The 13,153-nt window shown below is 38.1% G+C and carries 11 protein-coding genes; 4 read left to right on the top strand and 7 right to left on the bottom strand.

Going from position 1 to position 13,153, the window contains the following annotated elements:
• Position 1: 1 nt before the first annotated feature.
• The 3 genes from purE to U5B17_RS01415 are packed head-to-tail and all read right to left on the bottom strand — an operon-like array spanning position 2 to position 2,492.
• Positions 2-502, bottom strand: a complete 501-nt coding sequence (purE, locus tag U5B17_RS01425; RefSeq protein ID WP_430803586.1) for a 5-(carboxyamino)imidazole ribonucleotide mutase — start codon at positions 500-502, stop codon at positions 2-4.
• Positions 499-1,761: a peptidase U32 family protein gene (locus U5B17_RS01420; RefSeq protein WP_430803585.1), complete on the bottom strand. Its 1,263-nt coding sequence runs from the start codon at positions 1,759-1,761 to the stop codon at positions 499-501. Before U5B17_RS01420 ends, purE begins: the two co-directional genes overlap by 4 nt.
• A complete protein-coding gene (locus U5B17_RS01415) occupies positions 1,761-2,492 on the bottom strand; it encodes a chemotaxis protein (protein WP_430803584.1) in 732 nt (243 codons plus the stop codon). Before U5B17_RS01415 ends, U5B17_RS01420 begins: the two co-directional genes overlap by 1 nt.
• 102 nt (positions 2,493-2,594) lie before the next feature.
• On the opposite strand from U5B17_RS01415, the gene U5B17_RS01410 reads away from it, so the two are divergent.
• From U5B17_RS01410 to ydiJ, 3 genes are all read left to right on the top strand, one after another.
• On the top strand, positions 2,595-3,374 hold the full coding sequence (locus tag U5B17_RS01410) for a histidinol-phosphatase (protein ID WP_430803583.1): 780 nt from the start codon (positions 2,595-2,597) through the stop codon (positions 3,372-3,374).
• 86 nt (positions 3,375-3,460) lie between these two features.
• Positions 3,461-4,891 carry a type I glutamate--ammonia ligase gene (glnA, locus tag U5B17_RS01405; RefSeq protein ID WP_430803582.1) on the top strand — a complete coding sequence of 477 codons (1,431 nt, stop codon included), beginning with the start codon at positions 3,461-3,463 and terminating at the stop codon, positions 4,889-4,891.
• Between the two features lie 14 nt (positions 4,892-4,905).
• Entirely contained in the window at positions 4,906-7,968 is a 3,063-nt protein-coding gene (gene ydiJ, locus U5B17_RS01400) for a D-2-hydroxyglutarate dehydrogenase YdiJ (protein ID WP_430803581.1), read from the top strand.
• 23 nt (positions 7,969-7,991) lie between these two features.
• Here ydiJ and U5B17_RS01395 read toward each other — a convergent pair whose 3' ends face one another.
• Genes U5B17_RS01395 through U5B17_RS01385 form a run of 3 tightly spaced genes read right to left on the bottom strand, consistent with a single transcriptional unit; the run spans position 7,992 to position 10,949 of the window.
• The gene (locus U5B17_RS01395) at positions 7,992-8,363 is read right to left on the bottom strand and encodes a cupin domain-containing protein (protein WP_430803580.1); all 372 of its coding nucleotides are present in this window, start codon (positions 8,361-8,363) and stop codon (positions 7,992-7,994) included.
• On the bottom strand, positions 8,360-8,581 hold the full coding sequence (gene ccoS, locus U5B17_RS01390) for a cbb3-type cytochrome oxidase assembly protein CcoS (RefSeq protein WP_430803579.1): 222 nt from the start codon (positions 8,579-8,581) through the stop codon (positions 8,360-8,362). The genes U5B17_RS01395 and ccoS overlap by 4 nt, the downstream gene beginning before the upstream one ends.
• Complete coding sequence (locus U5B17_RS01385; RefSeq protein ID WP_430803578.1) at positions 8,574-10,949, bottom strand: heavy metal translocating P-type ATPase; 2,376 nt, start codon at positions 10,947-10,949, stop codon at positions 8,574-8,576. Before U5B17_RS01385 ends, ccoS begins: the two co-directional genes overlap by 8 nt.
• Before the next feature lie 136 nt (positions 10,950-11,085).
• Between U5B17_RS01385 and waaC the strand changes: the two genes are divergently transcribed.
• Entirely contained in the window at positions 11,086-12,051 is a 966-nt protein-coding gene (waaC, locus tag U5B17_RS01380) for a lipopolysaccharide heptosyltransferase I (RefSeq protein WP_430803577.1), read from the top strand.
• On the opposite strand, the gene U5B17_RS01375 is transcribed toward waaC, so the two are convergent.
• Positions 12,048-13,097, bottom strand: a complete 1,050-nt coding sequence (locus U5B17_RS01375; RefSeq protein ID WP_430803576.1) for a glycosyltransferase family 4 protein — start codon at positions 13,095-13,097, stop codon at positions 12,048-12,050. The genes waaC and U5B17_RS01375 overlap by 4 nt on opposite strands.
• Positions 13,098-13,153: the final 56 nt, after the last annotated feature.

The raw sequence follows: 13,153 nt of genomic DNA, 5'->3' as shown, positions 1-13,153 counted from the left end.
CTTACCCCCTTAGTATCACTTCTACCTTTGCCGAATCAGCCTTTAAAGCCTCTTGTTTTTCTTTTCTATTATCTTTTAATTTTGTCGCAAGCTCACTATCTTGTAGGGCTAAAATTTGCATAGCGAGATAGGCTGAATTTAAAGCTCCAGCCTTACCGATAGCAACTGTTGCCACAGGCATACCACTTGGCATTTGAACAGTTGAGTAAAGCGCATCCACACCGTTTAGTGCTGAGCCTCCCATAGGAATTCCAATGACTGGCTTCGTTGTATTTGCAGCTATAGCTCCAGCAAGATGAGCCGCCATACCAGCTGCTGCGATAAACACTTGCGCGCCCTTTGCTTCAGCTGCCTTTACATACTCATGAGTTCGCTCTGGACTGCGGTGTGCGGAACTAATGATAAGCTCGTATTTGACATTAAATTTTTCAAGTAGCTTCGCAGCCTCATTTACGACCTCATAATCGCTTCTGCTGCCCATTATAATAGATACAAATTTCATTTAAATGCCTTTCTTAAAAAACTAAATTTACAAAGTCGCGCTGGTGATTTAAACTCATTTTCATTGCCGCTGTGAATCTCAGTTAAAATTTTACCTTTTTTGGTTTCGATTTTATGAAATTTCAGCCATATTTTACCATCTTGTGCGAAAATCTCGCCGATCTCGTTTGAGCAAGGCTTAATATCAAACCCAAGTGGCGTAACGATCTCATAAGCTTCGTTTGGAATGATTTTAAATTTACACTTAAACCACTTGCCATCATCGCTGATCGCATGAACTTGATGAGTACCCTCTTCTAACGAGCTTAAGTGATTTTGCGTGTCGGTGCGTTCAAATGGACGATGCACCAAGTATCCATCGGTAAATCCACGATTTTTCAGCGTATTTAGCTCATTAGCATAAATTTTAGCATCAAATTTACCTGCTATCGTGTCATCAACCGCCATCTTATAGGCCCTAGTCGCACACGCTACATAATACTCACTCTTCGTTCTGCCTTCAATTTTTAGGCTATCAATAACGCCTGCGTCTATGATATCCTTGATGTGAGCACTTAAATTTAAATCCTTTGAGTTCATGATGTGAGTGCCACCCTCAGGGTCTTCTTCTAAGCGAAAAAGTGTGTTACTTTCAGGGTTTTTAGCATAAAGCTCATACTTAAAACGACAGTCATTTGCACAACTTCCACGGTTTGACTGGCGACCAGTCTGTACAGCAGAGATCAAACAGCGACCAGAATAAGCAAAGCACATAGAACCATGAATAAAAATTTCTATATCAAGGGTCGGCACTAACTCTTTTATCTTTATCACATCTTTTAGGTTCATTTCACGAGCCACAACGATGCGTTTTGCGCCCATATCGTGGTAGAGCTTAGCGTCAAGGTAGTTCATGACATTTGCCTGAGTAGAAAGGTGTATCTCAATCTCAGGCGCTATCTCTTTTGCTAGACTCATAACACCCGGAGTTGCTATAATAAAAGCGTCTGGCTTAAATTTGCTGATAGTTTGGATATGGCGCCTTAACGGCTCGATCTGTCCATTAAAAGGAAAGGCATTAATGGTAGCGTAAAATTTCTTACCTTTCTCATGTGTATATGCGATAGCTTCTTCAAAACTAGCCAGATCAAATTCGCGTGCCGAGCGTGTGCGAAGTGAAAAGCTAGCCACACTGGCATAGACTGCGTCGGCTCCGTATTCTAACGCTATACGAAGCTTTGTAGGATCGCCTGCTGGGGATAAAATTTCAGGTCTAAGCACTATTTTTTGCCCAAGCTTTCTATAAGAGCCTCAATATCGTCATTACTTACAAGATTTTCAGTCGATGTATCTCCAGCGATATGCACTGCCGAGCTAACACGCTTCTCATCATCTATCCTACCTTCAAAAAGACTACTCATGTACTTGCTAAGAGCACGCATTACATTTATAACACGCTCTATTTTTTGGCGATGTATATCTTGATACTGCATCATATCCATAGCCATCATAATCTCATCTTGACCCATTTGCAAATCACCGATGGTGTTTTCCATACTTTTTTTCATCTTTTTGTTACGCTCAAGAGACTCAGCAAATGCCTCGATAGCTGGGAATTTTTCACTTAAAGTGGTAAAAATTTCAATATTTTTATCAATATCTTTTTTTGCTGCATTGCAAGCACTTTCACTGTCCATAAAAAAGTTATTTATGGTATCAAGCTTATCAAGAAGCTCAGTTGCTTTTTTTTCACTATCACGCGTTACATCATCAAGCTGATTTACCATCTTATGATCATCTGTTGGCGGTGGAGGTGGCCACGCAGTCTCAGGGCTTACCCTATAATTTTTAGCTAGATCTTCATCTATCTTTGCAGCAGCAACTGGTTTTGCTGGCGCTTCTTCAGCCAGAATTTCCTCCTTGATAGATACCTGCTCTAACTCATTTGGCGTATCATCAACAATATCATCAAGATCACCAGCCATTAAGGCATCAAGTTCCTCTTGGGTCATAAAAGCTCCTAATTTAAAATTACTGCGATTATACTATCACTTCTTTTAAAGCTAACTTTAACACTTTGTGATACAATAACAAAAACGCAAAAAAGGCAGCTCATGAAAGTTGATCTACACAACCACACAACCCTTTGCAAACACGCAACTAAAGAGCAGACTGAGTACATAAAGCAAGCTTTATCCATAGGATGTGAAATTTATGGTATCAGCGACCATGCACCAATGGACTTTGATGAGGCTTATCGAATGAGTTTTGATCAGATGGATGAGTATGAAAATTTGGTTAAAAATTTGCAAGAAATTTACAAAAGTGACATAAAAATTTTACTTGGTTATGAGGTTGATTTTTTGGATGGCTTTATGGATGAGCGAGTTTTTACAAGAAAAGTTGACTACCTGATAGGCTCTGTTCATTTTATAGGCGGCTGGGGATTTGACAACCCTGAGTTTATCGGCGAATACAAAAATAAAGATATAGATAAAATTTGGCAAGATTATTTTCTTTGCATAAAAGAGCTTGCAAAGTACGGTAAATTTGATATTGTGGGGCATATTGATCTTATGAAAATATTTAAATTTTTACCAAAAACTGATATAAGAATTTTAGCAAAAGATGCCTTAAATGCCATAAAAAAAGCAAATTTGGTAGTTGAGATAAACTCAGCTGGACTAAGAAAACCAGTTTGCGAACAGTATCCAAGCCGTGAAATTCTACAAATGATTTATGAACTTGACATACCTATAACCTTTGGCTCAGACGCCCACGCTCCAGAGCAAGTAGGCTTTGAGGGTGCAAAATGTGAAAATTTAGCCCGAGAAATAGGCTTTAGTAAGTGTGCATTTTTTGAGCAACGAAATAGGCATTTTGTAAAATTTTAAATTGCTAGTGATTTTTAAATAAAATTAAGCTTAAATATAAAAAATTATGATACAATACAAAAATTAAAAACCCAAAGGAGAAAATTATGGGAAAATTTGTAAATAGTGTTGATGAGTTCTTCTCTTTTTGCAAAGAGCATGAAGTGAAATTTGTGGATTTTAGATTTACTGATATGAATGGAGGATGGCATACTTTAACATATAATTTTAAAGTCATAAATAAAGAAAATTTTGAAGTTGGTATCCCTTTTGATGCAAGCTCTGCAGGTGGCTGGCAACCGATAGATAGATCAGATATGATACTTATGCCAGATGCTATTAGCACATTTTTAGACCCTTTTACATCAGATATTACAGCTGTGGTTTTTTGTGATGTTTATGACATTTACAAAGGTCAGATGTATGAAAAATGCCCACGATCGATAGCCAAAAAAGCTATGGCTTATGTAAAGGAAAGTGGCATGGGTGATGTGGCGTATTTTGGTCCTGAGAATGAATTTTTTATATTTGATAATGTTAAAATCATAGACAAAACCAATTGTGCCATGTATGAAGTAGATAGTGAAGAGGGCGAATGGAACGACGCTAGAGAGTTTAAAGACAGCTACAACACAGGTCATCGCCCTCGTACAAAAGGAGGCTACTTGGCAACTGGACCTATCGATAGTATGGTTGATATAAGGTCTGAGATGGTAAATGTACTTGAGCAAGTTGGGCTTGAGCCGTTTGTTGTACATCACGAAGTGGCACAAGCACAAGGTGAGATAGGGGTAAAATTTGGCACTTTGGTTGAAGCTGCTGATAATGTGCAAATTTATAAATATGTTGTAAAAATGGTAGCTCACCTAAACGGCAAGAGTGCGACTTTCATGCCAAAACCACTTTATGGCGATAACGGAAGTGGCATGCATGTACATCAATCAATCTGGAAAGATGGGAAAAATCTATTTTTCGGTGCTGGCAACTACTCAAACTTAAGTGATTTTGCGCGCTGGTATATAGGTGGAATTTTAAAGCATGCAAGAAGTGTCGCAGCATTTACAAACCCAAGCACAAATAGCTATAAGCGCCTAATTCCGGGATTTGAAGCGCCGTCTATCCTTACTTATTCAAGCCAAAACCGCTCTGCTTCCATAAGAATACCTTATGGTTCGGGAGAAAAATCAGTTCGTGCAGAGATGCGTTTTCCTGATAGCACGGCAAACCCTTATCTAGCCTTTGCAGCGATGCTTATGGCTGGTCTTGATGGTGTTAAAAACAGATACGAGCCAGTGGGTCCGATGGATGAAAATTTATTCAAGCTTCACCTTGATGAGATTAGAGAGCGTGGCATAGAGCAGCTTCCGCACACTCTTCGTGGAAGCCTTGAGGCACTTATCCGCGATAATGACTATCTAAGCCCTATCATGACGCCGAAATTTATAGATGACTATCAGCATTTTAAATTTGAGACTCAAGTTTGGCCTTATGAGGCGCGTCCAACAGCTTACGAGTTTAAGACTTGTTACTCGTGTTAATATAAAGGATTAGCATGTTGCCACGACTTTCTGATGTACCGCAAACTTCTGCCATAGTGTTGGAGTTTTTGCAGGCTTTAGACTCTCAAAATTTTAGTGGCGACATCGCCAAAACTTACTCTGAACGCCTTAGTATGGCGACTGATAATAGCGTTTATCAGCTACTTCCTGAGGCGATTTTATACCCAAAAGATACAAATGATGTAACACTTATAGCAAAACTTGCAAATTTGCCAAAATTTAACACTCTTAGCTTTACGCCAAGGGGTGGTGGCACAGGCACAAACGGACAAGCTTTAAATAAAAATATCATCGTTGATATGTCTAGGTATATGAATAAAATTTTACACTTTGACGAAAATGCTAAAAAAGTAACCGTTCAAGCAGGCATAGTTAAAGATGAACTAAACGCCTTTTTAAAACCTTATGGATTATTTTTCTCGCCAGAGCTTTCAACAAGCAACCGAGCAACCATCGGAGGCATGATAAACACAGATGCATCAGGTCAAGGCTCGATAAGGTACGGCAAAACATCAGATCATACGCTTGGACTAAAAGTGGTCTTAATAAACGGTGAAGAGCTTGAAACAAGAGCTATAAAATGTGAAAATTTTGAGCAAAATTTAAGCGAGTTTAGCCCTACCTGTAAGCATTTACATCTTGAGATTTTTAATCGCTGCAAGCAAAAAAGAGAGCAAATTTTAAAAGATCTGCCGCAGCTTAATAGATTTTTAACTGGTTATGACCTAAAAAATGTCTTTAATGATGATGAAAGCGAGTTTAATCTCACTCGCATTATAACTGGTAGCGAAGGCACCCTTGCATTTGTTACAGAGGCTACGCTAAATTTGCTGCCAATCCCTAATTTTAGAACTCTTATAAATGTAAAATACCGCTCATTTGACGCGGCATTACGCAACGCTCCTTTTATGGTAAGCGCAAACGCCCTTTCTGTTGAGACTGTTGATTCAAAAGTACTAAATTTAGCCAAAAGTGATATAGTTTGGCACTCAGTAAGCGAGCTTTTAAGCGAAGAAAAAGAGCCTATTTTGGGGCTAAATATCGTAGAGTTTGCAGGAGATGACGATAGCGTTATTAATGCTAAAGTAAGCGAACTTTGTCAAAAACTAGACACTAAAATTTTACATAATGAAGATGGGATCATAGGCTATCAAGTATGCAAGAATCTAGCCTCGATACTAAAAATTTATGCAATGCGCAAAAAAGCTGTTGGGCTACTTGGAAAGACTAAGGGTGATGCAAAACCACTTGCATTTGTTGAAGATACCTGTGTGCCTCCTGAAAATTTGGCAGATTATATCGCTGAGTTTAGAGGACTGCTTGATGGTTATGGGGTTAGCTATGGTATGTTTGGGCATGTTGATGCAGGAGTGCTTCATGTGCGCCCAGCACTTAATCTTTACGATAAAGAGCAAGTAAAACTTTTTAGGCAAATTTCAGATAGCGTGGCTGAACTAACAACAAAATACGGTGGTCTTTTGTGGGGCGAGCATGGAAAAGGGATTCGCTCATGTTACGCAGAGAAATTTTTCACACCAGAGCTTTGGAGTGAGCTTAGATATGTCAAGTTTTTGTTTGATCCTACAAACCGCCTAAATCCAGGCAAAATTTGCGCTCCGCAAGATAGCACCGATGAGCTTTACGACATCCTTTCTCCTATGCGAGCCGATAGCGACAGGCTAATACCAGAACAAACAAGAGCTCAGTACAAAGGTGCGCTAGAATGCAACGGAAATGGACTTTGCTTTAACTTTGATGCCGATAGTACTATGTGCCCGTCAATGAAAGTCATGCGCTCCCGTTTGCACTCACCAAAAGGAAGAGCTGGTATAATAAGAGAGTGGCTAACACTACTTAGTAAAAACGGCATAAACCCCGAGAACTTAGACTTTCGTACTGCAGCACCAAACCTAAGTGACTTAGCACAGAAATTTACCAACACTATAGGTAAATGGCAGGGCAAATACGACTTCTCACACGAAGTAAAAGATACCATGGACACATGCCTAGCATGCAAAGCCTGTGCTAGTCAGTGCCCTATAAAGATCGATGTCGCAAGCTTTCGCTCAAAATTTTTCTATTTTTATCATTCACGATATTTAAGAGAGCCAAAAGATTATGTTGTAGCAAATTTAGAAAGTGTCGCTCCGTTTTTAGCAAAAAAGCCAGAGTTTTTTAATGCCATTACAAATATGAAATTTATACAAACTCTAGCAGAAAAAACCATAGGTATGACCGCCCTACCATCACTTTCTAAGCCAAATTTAAAAGATGAGCTTGGGCAAAACTATGAAAAGACGCTTGATGAACTTGAAGCATTAAGTAAAGACGAGCTAAAAGATATGATATTTATCGTACAAGACCCATTTACATCATACTATGATGCAAAAGTAGTGGCTGATTTTGTGCGACTTTGTGCCAGCATGGGTTTTAAACCAGTACTTTTGCCATTTAAGCCAAACGGCAAAGCCCAACACATCAAAGGCTTTTTGCGTCAGTTTGCACGAACTGCCAAAAATGCAGCAAATATGCTCTCACGCATAGCAAAGCTTGAAGTGCCTTTAGTTGGTGTAGACCCTGCAATAGTGCTTTGTTATCGCGATGAATACGCTGAAATTTTAGGCGAAAACTTAGGCAATTTTCATGTCCTAACAGCTCATGAATGGCTAAAAACCAGTGTAAAAAGTGAGAATTTTATCTCGGTAAAAAATGGTTTAAATTTCAAAAACTCAGCAAAATGGCACCTTTTCCCTCACTGTACAGAGCAAACTGAAATGCCAAACAGCCCAAAAGAGTGGCAAGAAATTTTTACAGCCTTTAACCAAGAGCTAAGCGTTGAGAGTGTCGGCTGTTGTGGTATGGCTGGTGTTTTTGGACATGAAGTGAAAAACCAAAAAATTTCAAAAGAAATTTATGACAGCTCATGGGGCGCAAAACTTAAACTAAGAGATGTTTCACGCTGTTTAGTCACAGGCTACTCTTGCAGAAGTCAAGTTGCTAGATTTGAAGGTGTAAAGCCAAAGCACCCCGTGCAAGCACTTGCGAGCTTGTTTTAAGACGGGCTCGGCTTTATTTTATATTATTGATTTTTTGCAAAAACACAAAGCCAAAAACAACCTTTAGAGGTATAACTAACTCTGTGTTTTGCACCAGCTGGGATAAAGAGAGTATCGCCCTTTTGCAGCAAAATCTCAATGCTTTTTTCTTTAACCGTCTTATCTTGTAAATTTAAAAAACAAAGAGCAGTCTGCTTGCCAAGCTCTCCTTCAAACAAGATCCTAGCCTTGCCATCTATCACGCAAACCCACTCATCTTCGTCCTGCTCTTGCCAATTTGTTGTTTGTCCGTATGAAAGCATCCGCTCAATACGAAAATTTTTACCCCGAAAAACATCACAAACAAGCTCATTTTGAGGGGAGAAATTAAGATCTTCAAAGATGTTTTTTATCATGACTCAAATTTGTTTTTACGCTCTAGCGCCTCTTTTTTGCGTCTTTCAAGCTCATAAGCATCATTTAACGCATCTTCATCGTCAAAATGTGCTCCGTCTAGAAATTTGCGGTAGTCATCAAACTGGCGATTTTTCACACCCCATATCACTCCAAAAAGCACACAAGCTCCTAAAAATAGCGACACCGCAAGCATTATCATCAAAACCGAACTATCCATTTTTCTCCTTAAATTCTCGCCTTAACGCAAGAGAGTTTAAAACAACTACAAGCGAGCTAAGCGACATTGATATAGCAGCAAATAGCGGTATGATAAACCCCATAACCGCAAGTGGTAGCGTAAATGCGTTGTAGCATAGACTAAAAAAGAGATTTTGCTTTATTTTTCTAAGGGTTGCTCTTGAAAGCTTCATAGCACTTGTAAATGCCGCAAGATCGTTATTTAAAAGCGCCACATCACTTCTTTCTAAGCTCACATCTGCTCCGCCCCTCATACAAACACCAATCTGGGCCAAGCTCATAGCTATGCTGTCATTTATACCATCGCCAACAAAAGCAACTTGATGAGAATTTAGCACAAGCTCGCTTATAAATTCCGCCTTTTCATCAGGCAAAACACCAGCCCAAAACTCAATGCCAAGCTCATCTGCGACTTTTTTTACATTTTGCTGCGTATCCCCACTTAAGATAAGTGAGCGAATACCAAGGGATTTTAGCGTATCCACACACTCTTTTGCACCCTGTCTTAGCTCATCCTTTAGGATAAATTTTGCCACCAACTCACCGTTAAAAGCGACAAAATACTGAGCATCATCACTATCGCATGAAACTTGATTTTCTCGCATAAATCTAGCGCTTCCACCAAGCAAAATTTTATCATCTAAACTAGCGCTAACTCCCTTTGCCATAAACTCTTTTGCATTTGTTAGCACTACTGGCTGATTCTTACAAAGAAATTTTGCCACAGCCATGCTTACTGGGTGGCTTGAAGCATTTGCAAGAGCAAGTATCACGCCATCATCAAATTCTTTAAATTTCACAAACTCACTAACTACAAGAGCTGAATTTGTGAGTGTACCAGTCTTATCAAAAACCACAGTATCGCACTTTGCAAGACTTTCTATAAATTTTGCCTCTTTAAATATCACACCCTTTTTTAGCCCTACTCCAAGAGCACAAAGCGTTGCAACAGGCGTTGCAAGAGCAAGAGCACACGGGCAAGCTATAACTATAACAGAGATAGCTATGATAAGGGCATTTTGAAAGCTTGTAGTTGATAAATAATAAAAAAATGTAGCCAAAGCTATACCAAGGACAATGAGTGAAAATTTTGGCGAAATTTCATTGGCAAACTGTTCTATTTTTGGCTTTTTGAGTGTTGCATTTTCAAGCATAGCGATGATCTTGCTTAAAAGCGAGCTTTCAAAATTTGCACTTGCGGTATAATAAACCAAACCATCTAAGCATATCGAGCCACTTTTTACACTCTCATCTTTAGCTAAAACAACAGGGATACTCTCGCCATTTAAGCTTGATAGATCAAAGCTAGCTTCGCCACTCTTTATGATACCGTCTATTAAAACCTTATCGCCAGCTTTTAAAACGATAGTTTCTCCAGCCACGACATCGCGGGCATTTTTTTGCTCTAAATTTTCTCCATTTAAAACGCAAACCTCACTTAAGGTAAGCAAATTTAGCCCATCAATAGTATCACTGGCTCGTTTTTTGCTTAAAATTTCTAAAAATTTACCCACAAATACAAAAGTTATAATCATCGCCACCGAGTCAAAATACACTTCTCCAGTACGGCTAAACATCGCATAAATCGAATAAACATAAGCCAAACTAGCGCCAGTTATAACCAGCAAGTCCATATTTGGCGTTTTAGTCTTTAAGGCTATCTTTGCACCACTAAAAAATGCACTTCCTGTATAAAAAAGCACAGGGGTTGCGAGCAAAAACTCAGCAAAATTTAATATATCTCGCACACTTGCATCTATCCCGCTAAAATAGCCCGCATACTGTGATACGGCAATCCACATTATATTCATCACGCAAAAAATGCCAACCAAAAGCTTCATGTAAAACTCACGCCTTTTTGACGCCATACGCTCCTCTTCACGGCTTATATCATAAGCGTAAGCACGATATCCAACAGCATTAAGTCCAGCTAAAATTTCATCCAAACCTATAAGCTCCTCATCCCAAATAACAGTGGCTTTGTTATTTGTAGCATTTACACTAGCCTCAATCACACCCGGCATAGAGTGTAAAACCTTTTCATTTAGCCAGATACAAGCCGAACAGTGAATGCCCTCTATGACAAGGTTTATCTTATTAAATCCATCTTCGCTTTTAACAAATTCCTTATACAAACTTTGAACGCTTTGTTTTGTTATATTTAGGCTATTTTGCGGACTTAGAGTGGATTTACCAAGTCTTGAGTAAAACTCATCAAAGCCGCTTTCGTGTAAAAGTTCATAAACATTTTTACATCCACTACAACAAAATTTTTGACCACTATCGTTTGTTATAGCTGAATTTTCATCAAATACAAGCTGGCAATGTGAACACTTAAATTTTGACATAAAATTACATTTTTCTTTCAAATTTATTTTTTCAATTATACGATTAAAAATTTAAAATAAATCTTAGCGATTTAATGTTTTTTTAGAAAAATCTTTGTAAAATGCGACTAAATTTCAAAATTTATAAGCGAGAAAAATGAATAAAACTCTTAATATCGCCATCGTTAGACTATCTGCCATCGGCGATATTGTGCACTCTTGTATCGTTTTACAATTTATAAAAAGAAATCTTTTAGATGTTAAAATCACATGGATAGCAGATGAAAAATTTGGTGAAATTTTAGATGGGCACGAGCATATAGACCGCCTTGTTTTAGTTCCACTAAAAGATAAAAAATTTAAAAAAACTTTTCAGATAGTGCGCTCACTTGGTAAATTTGATGTTGCTATTGACTTGCAAGGATTGATAAAATCAGCCATCATTACAAAATTGCTTAGTAAAAATAGCTATGGATTTGACAAAAAAAGCATAAAAGAGCCGCTTGCTAGCCTTTTTTACACCACCAAACTTACATGCAATTATAATGAAAATATTATATTAAGAAACCTAAAACTTGCATCTTTTGCACTAAATTTTAACTTCTTAAAAAAAGAAATTTTAACCAAAACTCCATGTCTAAAAAACTATATAAAACAGCAAGAAAACTCGCCAAAACGCATACTCATAGCACCATTTGCAAGTGAGACTGATAAATGTTATGATAAGTTTAAGGATGTTATCTTAGGGCTTAGCGAGTATGAAATTTTAGTCTGCTACGCAAATGAAAAAGAGCGCATTCAAGCACTTGCTCTTACGCAAGGAACGCACGCAAAGCTACTTGATAAGATGAGCCTTAACCAACTTGTGGACTTTATAAATGGCTGTGAGCTAGTTATCGGTAACGATAGTGGGGTTACACACATCGCTTGGGCGCAAAATGTCGCCTCCATAACACTTTTTGGAAATCGTCCAAGCCACAGAAATGCCTATACCACTAGCCAAAATTTAGTCATTGACGCCGGCAAGAAGATAGACGCTAAAAAGATAGATAAAAATGACCTTTGCATAAATGAAATCTTACCGCAAAGCATTACACAAACAGCAAAAAAGCTCTTGTCTTAAATTTCATTTAGTATAGCTACAAGCTCTGCAAAATGCGTGATTTCGTTAAATTTATTATCTGCTTTTTCCTTACCATTTCTAGCCAGCGTCTGTCTAAAATTTTCATCATCTATAACAAGCTTTAGCTTTCTGGCAAGTTCCTTACTATTAAACGCTTCAAACAAAAGCCCATTTTTGCTATCATCTATAATCTCAAGAGGGCCTCCGCTATCGCTGGCTAAAACACACACACCAGCTCGCATAGCCTCAGCCAAAACAAGTCCAAAAGTCTCTTTTTTTGTAGCCAGCACGACGCAATCACAAATTTGCATATATTCGCTTGCATTTTGAACATGCCCAAGAAATATATCATCCTTGTGTTTCTCCTTAAGGGCATTTAAGTACCTCTCATCCATGCACCCACCAACAACTAAAACACGCAAATTTATATTTAAATCTCTTAAAATTTTAGCTGCATTTAAAACGATGTGCTGCCCTTTTGCCTCTTCAACTCTGCCAACTATACCTATCACAAACTCATTTTCAATCCCCAAACTGCCCCTTAACTTAAGCTTTTTATCTTTATCAAGTGATGCTATCTCTTTTACGCCAAGGTAGCAAACCTTTACCTTTGGGCGTATATTGCTTGGGATAAATTTATTTATCTGCTCTTGCAAAAGCTCAGTAACTGCGATAATCATATCGATATTTTTATATAAAAATTTATGGTAAAAGTCATTTTTAAAGCGCGTCATATGCATGTGTCTGGTTTGGACTATCTTTGGTTTTTTGCGTGATAGTTTTTTTGCCAAAACAGCAGTTAAAATGTCTTTTGTCCAGTGGATATGCAAGACATCAATATTTTGACTATCGATAATATTAGCAAGATGAAAAACCGCAAACCTATCCATCTCATAAAATGCTAAATTTTCAGCCTCAAAAGCTGCTTTAAGCTTTGAGTTTTTGCCTATTACAGCAGTTGAGTTTAAATTTTTAGTCGCATTTTTCATATATAGCTCAAGCCCACCAAGATCAGGTGACAGACAAAGCTCTAAAATTTTGGCCATATTTTTCCCTCATAAAATATCTAAACTTGCAAATATACCACTAAATGCTTAAAAGG

The sequence above is a fragment of the Campylobacter australis genome, assembly GCF_050586305.1.
Taxonomy (GTDB): Bacteria; Campylobacterota; Campylobacteria; order Campylobacterales; family Campylobacteraceae; genus Campylobacter_A.
The sequence above is the reverse complement of the archived record's forward strand: the minus strand, read 5'-3'. Positions and strand labels throughout refer to the sequence as shown.